This window comes from Pseudomonas sp. S2_B10 (assembly GCF_054668425.1).
The window spans coordinates 179,474-196,171 of record NZ_CP162768.1 but is presented as its reverse complement, the minus strand read 5'-3'; the positions used below and the strand labels follow the sequence as shown (position 1 = coordinate 196,171).

General features: G+C 58.5%; 13 protein-coding genes. 11 read left to right on the top strand and 2 right to left on the bottom strand.

The features are described from left to right. Window positions 1-79: 79 nt before the first annotated feature. The 4 genes from AB4O45_RS00795 (at window position 80) to pgm (ending at window position 6,325) form a co-directional block, all read left to right on the top strand. Window positions 80-1,102, top strand: coding sequence for a zinc-dependent alcohol dehydrogenase family protein (locus AB4O45_RS00795; RefSeq protein WP_095180096.1), 1,023 nt, complete (start codon window positions 80-82; stop codon window positions 1,100-1,102). A 551-nt stretch (window positions 1,103-1,653) separates the two neighbouring features. Beyond that, window positions 1,654-3,120, top strand: a complete 1,467-nt coding sequence (locus AB4O45_RS00790) for a hypothetical protein (RefSeq protein WP_252867676.1) — start codon at window positions 1,654-1,656, stop codon at window positions 3,118-3,120. Window positions 3,121-3,169: 49 nt separating this feature from the next. After that, window positions 3,170-4,570 carry a PLP-dependent aminotransferase family protein gene (locus AB4O45_RS00785; protein ID WP_315435105.1) on the top strand — a complete coding sequence of 467 codons (1,401 nt, stop codon included), beginning with the start codon at window positions 3,170-3,172 and terminating at the stop codon, window positions 4,568-4,570. Between the two features lie 108 nt (window positions 4,571-4,678). Then, window positions 4,679-6,325, top strand: a complete 1,647-nt coding sequence (pgm, locus tag AB4O45_RS00780) for a phosphoglucomutase (alpha-D-glucose-1,6-bisphosphate-dependent) (protein ID WP_056789815.1) — start codon at window positions 4,679-4,681, stop codon at window positions 6,323-6,325. 54 nt (window positions 6,326-6,379) lie between these two features. On the opposite strand, the gene AB4O45_RS00775 is transcribed toward pgm, so the two are convergent. Beyond that, the gene (locus tag AB4O45_RS00775) at window positions 6,380-7,075 is read right to left on the bottom strand and encodes a pirin family protein (RefSeq protein ID WP_305380849.1); all 696 of its coding nucleotides are present in this window, start codon (window positions 7,073-7,075) and stop codon (window positions 6,380-6,382) included. A gap of 259 nt (window positions 7,076-7,334) precedes the next feature. Here AB4O45_RS00775 and AB4O45_RS00770 point away from each other — a divergent pair, with 259 nt between their 5' ends. Then, complete coding sequence (locus tag AB4O45_RS00770) at window positions 7,335-9,809, top strand: UvrD-helicase domain-containing protein (protein ID WP_460160941.1); 2,475 nt, start codon at window positions 7,335-7,337, stop codon at window positions 9,807-9,809. 50 nt (window positions 9,810-9,859) lie between these two features. On the opposite strand, the gene AB4O45_RS00765 is transcribed toward AB4O45_RS00770, so the two are convergent. Continuing rightward, on the bottom strand, window positions 9,860-10,132 hold the full coding sequence (locus AB4O45_RS00765; RefSeq protein ID WP_041480416.1) for a DUF1652 domain-containing protein: 273 nt from the start codon (window positions 10,130-10,132) through the stop codon (window positions 9,860-9,862). Between the two features lie 265 nt (window positions 10,133-10,397). On the opposite strand from AB4O45_RS00765, the gene AB4O45_RS00760 reads away from it, so the two are divergent. From AB4O45_RS00760 to AB4O45_RS00735, 6 genes are all read left to right on the top strand, one after another. Further along, complete coding sequence (locus AB4O45_RS00760) at window positions 10,398-11,210, top strand: AraC family transcriptional regulator (protein ID WP_056789824.1); 813 nt, start codon at window positions 10,398-10,400, stop codon at window positions 11,208-11,210. A 52-nt stretch (window positions 11,211-11,262) separates the two neighbouring features. Then, complete coding sequence (locus tag AB4O45_RS00755) at window positions 11,263-12,669, top strand: NAD(P)/FAD-dependent oxidoreductase (RefSeq protein WP_460160940.1); 1,407 nt, start codon at window positions 11,263-11,265, stop codon at window positions 12,667-12,669. A gap of 31 nt (window positions 12,670-12,700) precedes the next feature. After that, window positions 12,701-13,045, top strand: a complete 345-nt coding sequence (locus AB4O45_RS00750) for a cupin domain-containing protein (protein ID WP_056789830.1) — start codon at window positions 12,701-12,703, stop codon at window positions 13,043-13,045. 55 nt (window positions 13,046-13,100) lie between these two features. Further along, entirely contained in the window at window positions 13,101-14,186 is a 1,086-nt protein-coding gene (locus tag AB4O45_RS00745; RefSeq protein ID WP_406226662.1) for a polyamine ABC transporter substrate-binding protein, read from the top strand. Between the two features lie 463 nt (window positions 14,187-14,649). Continuing rightward, window positions 14,650-16,095: a serralysin family metalloprotease gene (locus AB4O45_RS00740; protein WP_460160939.1), complete on the top strand. Its 1,446-nt coding sequence runs from the start codon at window positions 14,650-14,652 to the stop codon at window positions 16,093-16,095. 91 nt (window positions 16,096-16,186) lie between these two features. Then, on the top strand, window positions 16,187-16,609 hold the full coding sequence (locus tag AB4O45_RS00735) for an AprI/Inh family metalloprotease inhibitor (RefSeq protein WP_236169108.1): 423 nt from the start codon (window positions 16,187-16,189) through the stop codon (window positions 16,607-16,609). Window positions 16,610-16,698 lie beyond the last annotated feature (89 nt).

Sequence of the window (16,698 nt, the reverse complement as noted above, 5' to 3'; positions counted from 1 at the left end):
ATTAATAGCCACTGATGGTCTTGGGTCCAAAGCCCAGATAGAGTTCATGGCATTAGAGGTTACTTTGACGAGGTTTGCGATGTCCCGCACGATCCGTTTTCACAAGTTTGGTCCGGCCGAGGTGCTCAAATGCGAAGAGCATGCGGCTGCTCAGCCAGGTCCTGGCGAAGTGCAGGTGCGTGTCGAGGCAATCGGCATCAGTTGGTACGACACCCTGTGGCGCCAGAATCTGGCGTCGTCCCAGGCACGTCTGCCTTCGGGCCTCGGTCATGAAATGGCTGGCGTGGTCACTGCGGTGGGCGCTGATGTCGAAGACCTGTCCGTCGGCGACAAAGTGGCCAGTTTTCCTGCAGAAAGCCCGAACGACTATCCGGTGTACGGCGAGTCCATCGTCCTGCCACGCACCGCGCTGACCCGTTATCCCGATGTGCTCAGCCCGATCGAAGCGAGCGTGCATTACACGCCGCTGCTGATCGCCTACTTCGCTTATGCCGATCTGGCGCGGGTCAAACCGGGTCAATTTGCGCTGGTGACTGACGCCAGCCACTGCGCCGGCCCGTCTTTTGTTCAATTGGGCAAGGCGCTGGGTGTGCGAGTGATCGCGGCGACCAAATCGGCGGAGGAGCGGGAGTACCTGCTGTCCCTCGGTGCGGAGAAGGTCATCGTCACAGAAGAGGAAGATCTGTTGATGCGCATCAACAAGATCACCGACAACCGCGGCGTCGATGTGGTGTTCGATGGTCTTGGCGGCCCGCAGATGTCGTTGCTCGGCGATGTGCTGGCGCCACGCGGCAGTCTGGTGCTGTACGGCCTGCAAGGTGGCAACCAGACCCCGTTCCCGGCGTGTGCGGCGTTTCAGAAGAATATCCAGTTCTTCGTGCACTGCATCGGCAACTTCACCGGCAAGCCGGAGCTGGGCATTGTCCAGGACCACGTCGCTCTGCAGCGTGCTTTGCGTGACATCAACCAGTTGACCGCTGACCGCGTGCTCCTGCCGCTCAAGACTCGTGTATTCCCGTTCAACGAGTTCGTCGAAGCGCATCGCTACATGGACGAATGCCCATGCCGCGAGCGAGTGGCCCTGCAAGTGGAAACCGCGTAAATCCGCTCATCAGAGTCCGTGGCCCCCACGGACTCTTTTCTGTTTATACCCTCCGCTGTCAGTAAACCCTCCCCGACATCGAAGCATTGGCCTTTTCAGTAACTGAACTGGTTTTTGCCGTTCATCTGTATCTTCTAATCACACTATAAGCACTGATAATTGAATGATTACTTTCATCTCAAGGAATGAGCTATGGCTGTGCATTCAATTTGTCCGAGGCAATATCAAATGGCTGGCTCAGCTGGCTTCGTCAATTTCTGTTTAATTGCTGTAGGGCGATTCGGAAGTTGCTTCTCTTTTTCTTGTAATGATTTGGCGTGGGACGTTGTGGGAAGTTTCCTCAGAACATTGTTGAGTGACGAAGGGCCAATGAATACGGGTGGTTGAGCGTCCAGCCTGGCATCTGGAAGGCTTTGTTCAGGTGAAGTGTTTCAAATAACTACAACTTTGTAAGTGTTAGCATTTCAGCGTCTATTACTTATTGATCCAATTGCCGCGCGCCTACTGTCATGTCTGCGCGGCATGAAACTTTTGATACCGGGTAAATACCGATGAGCACGATCCATGATCAGGCAATGAACTATGTCTATCAGCAAGTATTGCAGCGTTTGCTGAGTTTCTTTTCCCGAGCCGAGCGCACGGCATTGCAATTGCTGATACAGCGCTTGGTGGTGGCCGCAGGCGGCATGGAAAACATTGGGCAATTCAAGGTGCTGGTGCCTCAGTCCGGCCTGCGGGACGGCTGCTATACCCTGGCCTTGCTCCGGGCCGCTCAGTTGACCATTGCCGGCCGTGCTCCGGCGACCTTTCAGCTGCGCGTGGCTTCCCTGCGCTGGAATGGCGACAGCCCGCTCGCCCTGCAAAACCTGCATCGCAGCTACAGCGCGCTATTCCTTTATGACGATCCGCGGGTCGAGGTGCTGATGGTGGATAACCGCGAGGTCCTGCCGTTCGACCATCGCACGCCTGTCAGCAATGAAGGGCGCGAGGCCAGCCGGGTCAATCTGCTGCTGGTGGGGCACTGTCGCACCTGGCTGGAAACACCTGAATTATGGGATGACGCCTACCTGGCGACGGCCGAGTACTACAGCCAGATCGCGCGCTGGAACAACGGCGTCGACGCCATGATCAGCACCGAAACCAAAGGCAGTCAGCAGCATTTCCTCGAAGGCCTGAACCGCGCGATGCAGCGAGTGGCAATACCGGCTCCAGGCCTGGTCAATGCCGGATTCGAAACGCTTTTTCCTCTGCTCGACGAGCTCGGTGATGACTTTTATCGGGAACTGCGTGCCGATGATGACCGGACCGTGTGGCGACCGGAAGGTGAATTCGAAGCCTGCCGGCGCACCAGTTTTATCGACATCAACGACATGATGGTCGGCAAGCTCGAGGACCGCTGGCCGCTGTTGGGCGAGTTTCTCGGTTATGAACCTGATGATCTCGCGCTATACCAGGGCGAAGCGGTGTTTGCTGATCCTCTGATCTCGGCACATGTGCGAGGTTTGTACGCACGGTTCATCGAGGGGCGCGCCTATGAGGCGGGCATCGACGATTACGTCCGGCACACGCTGGCCGACATGCGGCGAAAGCAGGTTGCCGAAACCGTCTGCGAGCACTTGCTGGCCAGCTACGACAACGCCGGCGGGCCAGAACAACTGCGGATGCTTGCCGAGGATTACCTCAGCAATGGTTTCGGATTGACCGAAACTCAGTTGGCGTGCCTGCTGTTTGCGCCGTTCATCGACAACGGCAAAGGTCTCGAACGCTTCCTGCGCAATTGTCATCCCGGCATGCTGGTCGCCATGCCGGACCTGCACCGCGCCATGCAGGGTCTGCACGCACCTGAGCAGGTGATGAAGTGGCTGACGGAAGTCAGCGGCTTGCCAGTCAGGCTGTTGAACCGCCTGTATGCAATGGGTCCTGTGCAGATTGATGCACCTGCGCAATTCTCCTCGGAGAGTTCGGGTTCGGACGAGGCGCGTTCGGCTGCGCCGTTCGAGCGGTCGACGGAACGCTGACGGTGAGCCAGAGCCTGGATTGTGAACCAATATCTACGGAAATGAGGGTGTGAAGGGCGCGCGGGACAACGACTTTGTTTATCAGGCAGTTTATCGATATCTGACAACGTTGATTGATGCTGCCGGGGGTGGTGCGGCGGTACGCATGCCTTCCTTGCGACAACTGGCGGACCGGCTGAATGTCTCCATCTCAACGGTGCAATACGCCTATTCGCTTCTGGAAAAGGAAGGCCGGGTCTATTCGATCGCCAAGTCAGGGTATTACGCGCAAGCGCAGTTCAGCATGGATGCACCCGGCAACGGCAATGACCTGCTGGAGACCGTGTACGTCAACGCCAGGCGTCCCGGGATGTGTGTGTTGAGTGCTGACGAACCGGCCTCGCTGCAACCGTTGGACAGTCCGTTGCTGACCTCGGAACGTGAGCTTTTGCGTCAATACCCGCGTCAGTTGCAGACATTCGTGCAGCCTTGCGGTGAACTGGAACTGCGGGTTGCGCTGGCGGCGCGGTATACCAGCTCGACAGAGCACTTCTGGCATGCCGATGACATTTATATCGGCGCTGATCTGCGTGGCGTCCTGGAGATTCTGATTTCGGTGCTTGGATTGCGTCAGGCCACCGTGATTGTCGAATCACCGTGCGACTGGGTCATCCTGCGCCTGCTCGAGTCGTGCGGAGTACGCGTGATCGAGTGGCCATTGCTTGCCCGAGGCGTGCTCGATCTGTCGGCACTCGAATCACTGCTGAAGAACGAGCCGGTTCGTTTGATCCTGCTGTCTTCCGTACTGAGCATGCCCCAAGGCAACGGTTTCACTCGCGAGTGTCAGCAGGCCACGGCGCAGTTGCTCAATCATCATGGCGTCTGGGTACTGGAAAACGACTGCTACAGCGAGCTTGACGAGCGCAATGATTCGCAGCGTTTGCGCAGTTGGCTCGATCCTGATCGTCTGCTGGTGTTTTCCACTTTCGAGAAATTCATCGGCGCCGAAGCACCATTCGGCTTTGTCTTGTCGCGTCACTGGCGCGAGGAATTGCAGCGCCATTTTCTGCTGCGGGCGTTTCGCTTGTCGCCCATTCGCCAAAAGGCGATTGCGCGGCTGTTGAATGGCGGACGGCTTGATCAGCATTTATTCGTGTTGCGGCGAATGCTGGGTGAGCGGCGAGCCGTGTTGATCCAGACACTGCGCGAACGCCTGGGCGATACCCTGCAGATTGGCGAGCCGCCGGGCGGGGCGACGGTGTGGGTGCGTTCGTTACGCCCGGTCGACATGGCAAGCGTGTTTCATCGCCTGCTCAAGCAACAGATCATCGTGGCGCCGGGCGAGCTGTTCAGTCTGCAGGGCTTGCATGCGGATCATCTGCGTTTGAGCGCGCTGAACCATGGCGAGCGGGATTTGCCGAGTGTCATCGGCTTGCTCGGCGATGCCTTGCGCCTGTCGCCCGGCCAATAACGTTAAAAAACATCGGGCGAGTTTCGGATACATCCCGTCGCACAGTGGTCAAACTGCCAGTAAACTGCGCTGCATTTCCTGAACCACTCCGATTTCAGAGGTTTTTGCATGACACTCAGTCCTTTTGCGGGCAAACCGGCACCGGCAGAACTGTTAGTCGACATCCCGCGACTGGTTACGGCCTATTACACCGGCCAGCCTGATGCATCGATTTCTACCCAGCGAGTGGCGTTCGGCACGTCCGGCCACCGCGGCAGTTCGTTCGATTTGAGTTTCAACGAATGGCACGTTCTGGCCATCAGCCAGGCGATCTGCCTGTATCGCGAAGCCCAGGGCATCACCGGCCCGCTGTTCGTCGGCATCGACACCCATGCACTGTCGACCCCGGCGGGCGCCAGCGCACTGGAAGTCCTCGCCGCCAACGGCGTCACCGTGATGATCGCCGAAGGCGATGAGTACACACCGACCCCGGCAATTTCCCACGCCATTCTCTGCTACAACCGCGGCCGTACCTCCGGCCTGGCTGACGGTATCGTCATCACGCCGTCGCACAACCCGCCACAAAGCGGTGGCTACAAATACAACCCAACCAACGGTGGCCCGGCCGATACCCACATCACCAAGTGGATCGAAGCCAAGGCCAACGAGCTGCTGGCGAACAAACTGGCCGGGGTCAAACGCATCAGCTACGAGCAGGCGCTCAAGGCCAGCACGACCCATCGTCACGATTACCTGAACACCTATGTCGCCGACCTGATCAACGTCATCGACTTTGATGCCATCCGTGATGCCAAGCTGCGTCTGGGTGTCGATCCGCTGGGCGGAGCAGGGGTGCGCTACTGGTCGGCCATTGCCGAACACTATCGTCTCGACCTGGAAGTGGTGAATAAACAGGTCGATTCAACGTTCCGTTTCATGACCGTCGACTGGGACGGTCAGATCCGTATGGACCCATCGTCCAGCCACGCGATGCAGGGCCTGATCGGCCTGAAAGAGCGTTTCGACGTGGCGTTTGCCTGCGACCCGGATCACGACCGCCACGGCATCGTCACGCCGTCCGGTGGTTTGCTCGCGCCGAACAACTATCTGGCGGTATCCATCGACTACCTGTTCCAGAACCGTCCGCAATGGCGCGCTGATGCCGCTGTCGGCAAAACCGTGGTCAGCAGCGGCCTGATCGACCGCGTGGCCAAGCGCCTGGGCCGTCGTCTCTACGAAGTGCCGGTCGGTTTCAAATGGTTCGCCGATGGCCTGTTCGATGGTTCGCTGGGTTTTGGCGGTGAAGAGAGTGCTGGCGCTTCGTTCCTGCGCAAGGATGGCGGCGTATGGAGCACCGACAAGGACGGTCTGATTCCTGCCTTGCTCGCCGCTGAAATGACGGCGCGCACCGGGCGCGATCCAAGCCAGGCCTACCGCGCGCTGACCGACGAACTGGGCGAACCGTTCTCGGTACGCGTCGACGCCAAGGCCAACCCTGAGCAGAAGGCACTGCTGAGCAAGCTGGCGCCGGAGCAGGTCACCTCGACCGAGCTGGCAGGCGAGAAGATCCAGAGCATCCTCAGCCATGCACCGGGCAACGATCAGGCCATTGGTGGTCTGAAAGTCATGACCGAAAACGGCTGGTTCGCCGCGCGCCCTTCGGGCACTGAAGACATCTACAAGATCTACGCCGAAAGCTTCCTCGGCGACGACCACCTCAAGCAACTGGTGGCCGAGGCGCAAACTTTGGTAGATGGCGCCATTTCCAGCAAATGATGCGCACATGAAAAAGGGCAACCGTGAGGGTTGCCCTTTTTTATTGCCTGCAGATCAAGCCAGGTCGACCAGTACGATCTCGCTGTCTTCGATCGCCGTGACCGTCAGCACTTGCTCATGGGCTACCGCCACACCGTCACGCGCTTGGGCACGCAAGCCATTGACCTCGATCACGCCGGTGGCCGGAACCAGATAGGCGCGACGCCCTTCGTCGAGCCGGTATTCGGCGGTTTCACCGGCCTTGATGTTCGCCGCCACCAGGCGCGCATTGGCGCGAATGTGCAGGCTCTCATCGTCGCCGTCTTTGCCGCTGGCCAAGGTGACAAAACCTTCGCGCTCGCCTTTGGGAAACGGCTTGGCTCCCCACGACGGCGGCGCACCGGTTTCGGTCGGCAGAATCCAGATCTGGAAGATCTTGGTTTCCTTGTCTTCGAGGTTGTACTCGCTGTGGGCGATGCCGGTGCCGGCACTCATCACTTGTACATCACCGGCTTCGGTGCGGCCCTGGTTGCCCAGATTGTCCTGGTGCGTGATGGCACCTTCACGCACGTAAGTGATGATTTCCATGTCGCGGTGCGGATGCTGCGGGAAACCGGTGCCTGCGGCGATGATGTCGTCGTTCCACACGCGCAAATTGCCCCAGCTCATACGCTGCGGATCGTAGTATTCAGCAAACGAAAAGTGGTGATGCGCGTCCAGCCAGCCATGATGGGCGCCGCCCAGCGAGCTGAAGGGTCTGAGTTCAAGCATGATCGTCTCCTTAAATTAGGTTCGTCAGGGGGCGGGCCCCGTGGTTGATGACGACGATCATCTATCAGCCAATCATCGATAAAAAGCGCAAAAACTGCCGCATCATGATCAGGTTATTTGATAGGAATTTGCCCCAAAATCGTCTCATCCGACTTTCAATTCGTCGCCTAAACCGATGACCTGTAAGCATTTCGCTAGAACTCATCAGCAAATCCAGACACCATAGCCGCCACAGCCTCACACCCTGGAGTCCGTCAGCGTGGCGCAACACACCCCCGATCTTCCCCCTGAACTTCGTCCACTGGCCGAGATGCCCTGGTTCAAGCGTCTGGCCGCGCGATTCTTTGGTCACGGTCTGACCAAGCTGCGCGCGCAGCACCGGGCATCGTGGCTGCACGGGCAAGCTGACGGATTTCGCAGTGGCCACACAGCCGGCGTCGAATATGGTTTCAAGGAGGGCAAGCTTGAGGGTCTGGAGGAAGGCCGCCAGGTTCTGCTGATTCGCGACAGCCGCAACACCGAGCATCGGCCGCCCAGCGTCGATAACAACCTGTTCGATGACTGGCGCCTGCCGCTCACCGCCGAATTGAAAAAACGCATCAAGGCTGACGTCGCTCGTTTGCTCCCGGCCCACGCCCAGCCCAGCGCCGCGCAATGGAAAATGATCTTCAGCGATACGCCGTCCACCTCGGTGGTCGCCGGTGCGGGCGCCGGCAAGTCGACCACATTGGTGCTGCGCATACTGTTGCTCAGCCATTATCTGGGTTTTGAGCTGGATTCGATGACTGTGGTGACCTTCACCCGTGAATCGCGCAAGGACTTCATCAACAAGCTCATCGAAATATTCACGTTGTGGGGGCAGCCGCTGAACCTCAAGCAGGCGCGCGAACTGGTGCGAACCTTCCACTCGCGCATCCTGCCGATGGTGCGCAGCCTGCCGGGTTTCGAGCGCTTGCAGGCCTTCGAGAACCTCAGCGATCGCCCGCAAAGTGGCGCAGAGGAGGTCGACAGCAATCCGTTTGACCTGCGGATCAACGACGCGCAACGGCAGCAACTCAATGCCTGCTACCACCGCTTGTTCAACGAGGATGAGCGTTTCCGCCAATTGATCCAGCCGCTGTCCCGCGCGGGTTTGCAATTAAAGGAACTGGAGCGCGATCATCCCGATGTGCAGAAACGCATGGCGGTCACCGAACTGGCGGCCAAGCGCGATGAAGAGCTCTGCGATGTCATCGAGGATCTGTGGTTTCGCGCCGGTGCGTGGCCTATCCAAGGCATTGAGCCGAGTCGGCAAACGTTTGAAATCAACGGCTCGAAGTTCCACGCTCATGGCTATATTCCCAGCCTCGATGCCTGGGTGGTGCTCGGCTTTGATCCCAAGGAAAACGCCCAGCTGACCCGACCCAACGCCAAGCTGAGTGTCCGCGCAGAATGGGCGGTCAAGCACACCCTGTTTCAAGCTTTCTGCCGTAAGCCATTGATATGGCTGGATAGTTACGAGTCATTCAGGCGCGTTCTTGCGACGTTGGCCGGAGATGCCAGCGCCGGTCCCGGATTTGATTACAAGGTCAAGGGCGAGCTGGCATCCGCGCCATTGCTGGACTGTTTTGTCGCCGCGGCGGGCTTCATCGAAAACCTCGGCCTGGATGTGCCGGACGCGGTCAGCCGGATGAGCTTCGCCAAGGACGATCCTGATCGTTTTTTCTTTGAGGCCCTGAGCCTGTTCTGGCGCGCATTTGAAGATCACCTGCTGGATCAGAAACCGCCAGTGATGACCTACAACCGCATGTTCGCGTTGTTCAGCGAACACTCGCCGGACAACCTCAAGCTGCTCAGCGATGAGTTGCTGCGGCCGATGGCGCATTTGATGATCGACGAATTCCAGGACGTATCGCCGCAGATCGTTTCGTGGATTCGCGCCAGCCTCAATGAAATCCGCAGCCGTGGCCCGGCCATGCACGTTGGGCGAGGGGCGCAGCGGTCGTCGCTATTGTGCGTCGGTGATGACTGGCAGTCGATTTACGGCTGGCGCGGCAGTTCGCCGAGCTACTTCATGGAGTTCAACAAGGAGTTTCCTTCGCCGAGCACCACGCGGGTGATGCTCAGTGACAACTACCGCAGTCATCAACACATCATCGATGCCGCCGAGCACATTGTCCGCGCAGCGCCGGCCATCGCAGGCAAGAAGGCCAGGGCCAGTGGTGAGCCCAAACCATTGCAGCCGGTCAACGTGCTTGAGCGGAATGACGAGGCGCTGGGTCAACGGCTGGCCGAACATTACCGCCGCGGCGATTCGATCTTGATGCTCTATCGAAAAAGCAGCGATAAGTTATTGATTGAGCAGCATATTCAGCCTGTAATTAATGTGGATTCGAGCTTGCCCTATGATGCGCGGCGGCTGAAACAGCTGACCTATCACAGCGCCAAAGGCTTGCAGGCTGATGCGGTATTCCTGCTGGGTGATTGCCAGCATCTGACCAGTTCTCCGTACAAGAACCAGGTGTATCGCATGGCGGGATTGGGCAAAAGTGGCGATAGCGAGCCGTACGACAATGCGCAAAAAGACGAAATCCTGCGCCTTGCCTACGTTGGTATTACGCGCGCCGTCAGCCATTGCTACTGGTACGTCGAACCGCAGGAAACCCAAGCGGTAAACATGCCGAGGGCATCGGATCGAGTTGCCAAGGGCAAGCCGTTCTTCGTCGATCATCGAACCGAGAAGGCCAGCGCCTGATCAATAAAAAAGCCCGCATCGCTGCGGGCTTTTTGTTTTAAATCAGGCGGTTATGCGTAGTTCTTGAGAGATTCCGGAGGAGTGAAAGCTTCCAGCTCATCTTCGATGGCCTCGATGATGCGCTCGACGTCCGCCGCGTTCATCACCGTTGCGCAGGGAATGCCGGCAATGGCGATCATGGTTTCGCCGCTGGCACGATCAAACAGACGGGCGATCAGGCTGCCCGGCGCATCCATCGTCGCCTCGAAACCCATGGGATGAAAATGCCAGCGCATCAGCTGGCAAGCATTTGGAAAGGTGACTTTGCTGAACCCTTTATTCATGGTGTTGCCCGCCTGCTTCATCGAGCGCTTCCTTTTGCTCATGTTAGGTGGGAAGAGCCTTCATTGGCTCAACCAGTGCTTGAGCTTTAAAAGTAGCATCCGTGTGTGAAAAAACTGTGAGTTTTTTCAGTCCGTTTAGCGATTGATTCGCATTTTTTGATGTAAGTCACTGGCTCATCGATTATCGCCAAAACGCCACCATGGATTTTTCATTGAAGCGGCAGAGGAAGTTGGGCAAGCTCGGTTCTTTTTTGCCGAGCCGCTTATGCACGCCGATGACGACGGCCCAGAACAGACCCAGGCCACGGCCGCCACGGTCATGCGCTATCACCTGAGCTGGAAACACCGGGATCTGGACAGCGTCATGGCGCTTTATCACGCCGATATCCAGTACAACGATTTCTTTCAGAATCGCGTACTCAGACTGGATGAGTTACGCGAGTACGTGCGCGTGAGCATGCCGCGAGAATCCGACGAACTGCTCGAGCATTGCGACCGCATTCGGGTGGATGGCAATACCGCGTTCATTCAGTACGAAGTGACCTTGCGTGGCGGCGATGGTTTGGTGTCGTTCCGTTCCAGCGAAGCGATCACGGTCAAGGACGGCCTGATATGGCGCGTCAATGAATACGCCTCGCTGGTGCGTACCCAAACCAACGGCAGTTCGGCACCGAGCCGTCCGGCGGTCAGTCGTCTCGGTCTGTCACCGCGCCAACTGAGCTTCATGGCCGAAGACCTGCAGCAGTATTTCGAGAAGCAGCAGCCTTATCTGGACCCTGAGCTTGACCTGCAAAGGGTGGCGAAGGAGTGCGGGTACAGCCGCAATCAGATTTCCTATCTGCTCAATCAGGTACTCGGGCAAAGCTTTTATCGCTACGTCAACCAGGCGCGCCTGCAGCATTTGCTGCGTGCACTGGACAGCGCCGCACCGCCATTGCGCGTCGACGAGCTGGCGTTTGCCGCCGGTTTCAATTCGCTGTCGGCGTTTTACAAATGCTTTCGCGAGCACACCGGCCAGTCGCCCAAGGCCTACGCCAAACAAATTTCTCTGCGGGCACGCGCGCAAGACATCCACTGACGGCAGCCACTAGGATCGACGCCATCGAAGGTTTTCAGTGGCGGAGTCTGGCATGTCGGCGTGGCGCACGATCAGTTTATGGATGGATCAGCTCGATGAGCCGCTGCTGGCGCGCCCTGCGTTAGAGCGGGACCTGGATGTCGACGTGGCGATCATCGGCGCCGGTTACACCGGACTGTGGACGGCGTACTACCTGAAAAAACAGGCGCCCGGCCTGGATATCGCCATCATCGAGGCGCAAACCGCCGGGTTCGGTGCGTCCGGACGCAATGGCGGCTGGCTGATGGGTAACTTGCTGGGCGAGGATCGCTTGCTCGCAGGCTTATCGCCGCAGCAGCGCAGGGCTTCGTTTGATCTGCTGCACAGCATCCCCGATGAAGTGGAGATCGTCGTTGAACGCGAAGGCATCGACTGCGATTACCGCAAGGGCGGGGTGCTTTATTGTGCCGCGCGCTACCCAGAGCAGGAAACCGTTCTGCGCGATTACCTGAGCAAGCTGCATGCCCAAGGCCTGACTGACGACGATTACCGCTGGCTGAGTCCCGATCAACTGGCTCAGCAGATCCGCGTGGCCAAGCCCTACGGCGGCATCTTCGCCCCCCATGTCGCGACCATTAACCCGGCGAAACTGGTTCGTGGTCTGGCGCGGACCGTGCAGAACATGGGCGTGAAAATCTACGAAAACAGCCCGGTCACCCACTGGCAACCCGGCAGTCTGCGTACCGCCAAGGCCAGCGTGCGCAGCCGTTGGATCGTCCCGGCGGTGGAAGGTTATTCGGTGACCTTGCCGCCACTTGGCCGTTATCAATTGCCGGTGCAAAGCCTGATTGTCGCCACCGAGCCGCTGTCCGCTGCGACCTGGGACGAAATCGGCCTCAATCGCGGCCAGGCCTTCAGTGAATTCAGCCGTCAGGTCACCTATGGCCAGCGCAGTGCCGACAATCGTCTGATCTTCGGCGCCCGTGGCGGTTATCAGTTCGCCGGCAAGCTGCGCCATGACTTCAACCTCACCCGCGATGAGGTCGAACTGCGCCTCTATCTGTTCGGCGAACTGTTCCCGCAGCTGAAAAATGTGCAGATCACCCACGCCTGGGGCGGCAACCTTGGCATGTCGCGGCATTTCAAGCCGCACATGCTCTGCGACCGCGCCAACGGCATCGCGTTGTCTGGCGGTTATGGCGGCGAGGGCGTCGGTGCCAGCAATCTCGGCGGCCGGACGCTGGCCGATCTGATTCTTGAGCGCGACAGCGAGCTGACCCAACAACCGTGGGTCCTGCCCGACGGTGGCATTCACGCGCTGCGTGCCTGGGAGCCAGAGCCATGCCGCTGGCTCGGCTACAACGCGATCATCAAAAGTTTCGTGCATGAAGACCAGACGCTGGCCAATCCGGCGACCGCGCCCTGGCGGCGCAAGCTCGCCAGCCAAGTCGCCGGGTTCATGGAAGGTTTCATGCACTGAACGTCGTTTCCCTCAACAAACAGGTCACGCCATGAGCATCACCCAATTCAAGAACACCGCCGGGCTCGAACTCGAGGAGTCCAACCCGGTCGCCGTGCCCCTCGGCGAACCTGTCGCAATTGCCTCGACCACCAGCGTCGAGCGCGACGACGGTGTCGAAACCGGCGTCTGGGAATGCACCCCGGGCCGCTGGCGGCGGCAGATCACCGCGCAGGAGTTCTGCCATTTCATTTCCGGGCGCTGCACCTTCACCCCCGACGGTGGCGGCGAAACCCTGCACATACAAGGCGGCGACGCACTGATGTTGCCAGCCAACACGCTCGGGATCTGGGATATCCAGGAAACCGTGCGCAAGAGCTACGTGCTGATTTTCTGATTGTTCGATCCTTTGATTGCCTGCCAACAAAAAAAGCCCATACAGGAATCGCCCCATGATCCAGAAAACCCTCGCATTGGCGCCGCTGCTGCTGGCCGCTTCCGTCAGTCACGCGGCCGAGACGGTCAAGGTCTACAACTGGTCCGACTACATCGCCCCGGACACCACGAAGAATTTCCAGAAAGACACGGGCATCGGCGTCACCTACGACGTCTACGACAGCAACGAAACCCTCGACGGCAAATTGATGACCGGCAAATCCGGTTACGACGTGGTCTTCCCGTCGAACCACTTCATGGCGCGGCAGATTCAGGGTGGGGCGCTGAAGAAACTCGACAAGAGTCAGTTGCCGAACTGGAAGAACCTCAACCCGGCACTGCTCAAAGCCTTGCAGACCAACGACCCGAACAACGAGCACGGTTTCCCTTATCTGTGGGGCAGCACCGGCATCGGCTACAACATCGCCAAGGTCAAAGCGGTGCTGGGCGACGACGCGCCGGTGGATTCCTGGGATCTGATCTTCAAACCCGAATACATGGAAAAACTGCAAAAGTGCGGCGTGGCGATCCTCGACAACGGCCCGGAGCTGCTCCCGGCGGCACTTAACTACCTCGGCCTGCCGCACCACAGCAAGAATCCCGAAGACTACAAAAAAGCCGAAGCTTTGCTAATGAAAGTGCGGCCCTACGTCAGCTACTTCCATTCCTCGAAGTACACCAGTGACCTGGCCAACGGCGACATCTGCGTAGCAGTCGGCTTTTCCGGCGACATCCTGCAAGCGGAGAACCGCGCCAAGGAGGCCAAGAACGGCGTCGAGATCGGTTATGCGATTCCCAAGGAAGGCGCGGCCATCTGGTTCGACATGGTCGCCATGCCCGCCGACGCACCGGACGAAAAGGCCGGGTACGCCTTCATGAATTACCTGCTGCGCCCCGATGTCATGGCCGGCATCACCAATTACGTGCACTACGCCAATGGCAACGAACAGGCGGACACGCTCATCGATCCGGCGATCAAGAACGACACCAAGGTTTACCCGAGCGCGGAAATGATGGGCAAGCTGTTTGCGCTGGAAGCGATGCCGCTGACTATCGACCGGATCCGGACGCGGGTTTGGAACAAGATTCGTACCGGCAGCTGAGTTTTTTCAGGCCAACGTACAAGACCCCTGTGGGAGCGAGCCTGCTCGCGAAGCGGTTTGTCATTCGACTCTTATGTTGACTGGCTTGGCGCCTTCGCGAGCAGGCTCGCTCCCACATTTGTTATTCAATGAATCAGCATAGTTGATATCAAAGCACTGGCACCGCTGACTGAAAGTGTGACTTGCCCAACAAATTCAAACTTAGCGATATTTAATATTTAAATAGAAAATCGTCAGACAATTTGCGCCCTCGCTACAACTAAAAACAATCTTTCCTCCCCGCACGCTTTGTTTACGGCAGTTTCCTGATACCACCAAATTGGATCGCAAAAAAATCCTTTACGACAGATTTCCAATTGTGTCAGGTTCGTTACGCCTTCATTGGGCGAGTGATAGGACGATCTCGCCAAAGATCGTCCTGTCGGACAAAAACTGTTCCATTGCTAAACAAGGAAGTGTGTTTATGTCGAAAGTTAAAACCAATGCTGTTGATTCCGCCGAACAGGCTTTCCAGCTGGCCGCCTTCAGCTCGGCGTACAACCAGATCAATAGCTTCAGCCATCAGTATGACCGTGGCGGCAACCTCACGGTCAATGGCAAACCCTCGTACTCCGTCGACCAGGCGGCTACGCAATTGCTGCGTGACGGCGCTGCCTATCAGGACAAGGACAGCAGCGGCAAGATCGAACTCACCTATACGTTCCTGACCTCGGCCTCGAACAGCACGATGAACAAGCACGGGATCACCGGGTTCAGTCAGTTCAGCGCGCAGCAACAGGCGCAGGCCAAGCTCGCCATGCAGTCCTGGGCCGATGTGGCCAATGTCACCTTCACCGAGAGAGCCTCGGGCGGCGACGGGCACATGACCTTCGGTAATTACAGCGGTGGCCAGGATGGCGCTGCGGCGTTTGCCTATCTGCCGGGCACCGGCGCCGGTTATGACGGCACCTCGTGGTACTTGATCAACAGCGGTTACACGCAGAACAAGAACCCGGATCTGAACAACTACGGTCGTCAGACCCTGACCCACGAAATCGGCCATACCCTGGGCCTTGCTCACCCTGGCGACTACAACGCCGGCAACGGCAACCCGACCTACAACGACGCGACCTACGGCCAGGACACCCGTGGCTACAGCGTCATGAGTTACTGGAGCGAGAGCAACACCAACCAGAACTTCAGCAAGGGCGGCGTCGAAGCCTATTCGTCCGGCCCGCTGATGGACGACATCGCAGCCATCCAGAAACTCTACGGCACCAACACCACCACCCGCACCGGCGACACCACCTACGGCTTCAACTCCAATACCGGCCGCGATTTCCTCAGCGCGTCGTCGTCGAGCGACAAAGTGGTGTTCTCGGTGTGGGATGCCGGCGGCAAGGACACCCTGGATTTCTCCGGTTTCACCCAGAACCAGAAGATCAACCTCAACAGCGCTTCGTTCTCCGACGTTGGCGGCATGGTCGGTAACGTGTCGATCGCCAAGGGCGCGGTCATCGAGAACGCGATTGGCGGTTCGGGCAGCGATCTGTTGATCGGCAACAGCGTGGCCAACGAGCTCAAGGGCGGTGCCGGTAACGACATCCTGTACGGCGCTGGCGGTGCCGACAAGCTGTGGGGCGGCGCCGGTTCGGACACTTTCGTGTTCGCCGCCAGCTCGGACTCCAAGCCAGGTGCGATCGATCAGATCCTCGATTTTGTCAGCGGTCTGGACAAAATCGACCTGACCGGCATCACCAACGGTGCGGGCCTGCACTTCGTCAACAGCTTCACCGGTTCGGCCGGCGACGCAGTGTTGACCTCGTCGGGCGGCAATAGCCTGTTGTCGGTGGATTTCTCCGGGCATGGCGTGGCTGACTTCATCGTCAGCACCGTGGGCCAGGCAGCGACCAGCGACATCGTGGCGTGATGTGAAAGGAAAGCGGCGCCTCGTGCGTCGCTTTCTTCGCTTGCATCGGCCTGATCCCCGAGCAAGGCTACGAGCGGAAGTGAAATTTCCTATGACTCGATACGTTTTAACTGACACGACGATGGCATGGCTGATGGCAGTCACGCTGATGATGACCGGAGCGACAAGCATGGCAAGCAGCCTCAGACTCGAAGAACCCTCGGCATTCGCCGGGCGCTGGCAGGCCACATTGACCGGTCACAACGACACACCTGAAACGCGGTTGCTGCAAGACAAGCCGTCGAACACTTGCGTTGTCGATCTTGCGCCAAACAAGACCTTGGGCGAGGGCGCCGATTGTCTGGGCGCGTGGTTGAGCGAAGCCCCGATTGGCTGGTTTCCAGAACCCGATGGCATTGCCATCACTGGCAAGGAGGGTTCGAAAATCGCCTTTTTCAGCCGCCGGGGGGATGGCTCTTACACAAGCAGGTTGAATTCGCAATTGCTTATCTTGCTCGAACGCGTCGGGCACTAAGCGGTGGCTGGGTAGTTGCGCGAAGTTGATGTACTGCGATAACTGAGCGTTATAACCGCGAAGCCGATCAACTTGTTATGAAATTGTAA